Origin of the sequence: Neisseria sp. HMSC064E01, assembly GCF_001808875.1 — a bacterium.
Lineage (GTDB): Bacteria > Pseudomonadota > Gammaproteobacteria > Burkholderiales > Neisseriaceae > Neisseria > Neisseria sicca_A.
On record NZ_KV794979.1, the window covers coordinates 1 to 383 of the forward strand.

Consider the following 383-nt stretch of genomic DNA (forward strand, 5'->3'; position numbering starts at 1 on the left):
AAACGCAACATCCTCGGCCAACTGATCGAAAAACAAAGCCGCAAAGTCTCCGGCCGCAACGGACAAAGCAAAGACGAAGGCATCAGCCGCACCCGTTTCGAATACGACCCCGTTACCGGCAACCTGAACAAAGCCCGCAACCAACACAGCAGCGTCGAACTCGCCTACGACGAACTCGACCGCCTCATCGGCGAAACCACCGTCCACAACGGCCAAAGCGCCACCGTAGGCTACCGATACGACCCGTTGGGCAACCGCATCCGCACCATCCTGCCCGACGGTCGCCAGATCGATTACCTTTACTACGGCAGCGGACACCTGCACCAAATCAGCCTCGACGGCGAAGTCATTACCGACATCGAACGCGACAAACTGCACCGCGA

The 383-nt window shown here is 58.7% G+C and carries 1 protein-coding gene; it reads left to right on the plus strand.

The features are described 5' to 3' along the window. Positions 1-383, plus strand: a 383-nt coding sequence (locus HMPREF2572_RS12750; protein ID WP_148132355.1) for an RHS repeat domain-containing protein, incomplete at both ends; no start/stop codon positions are given.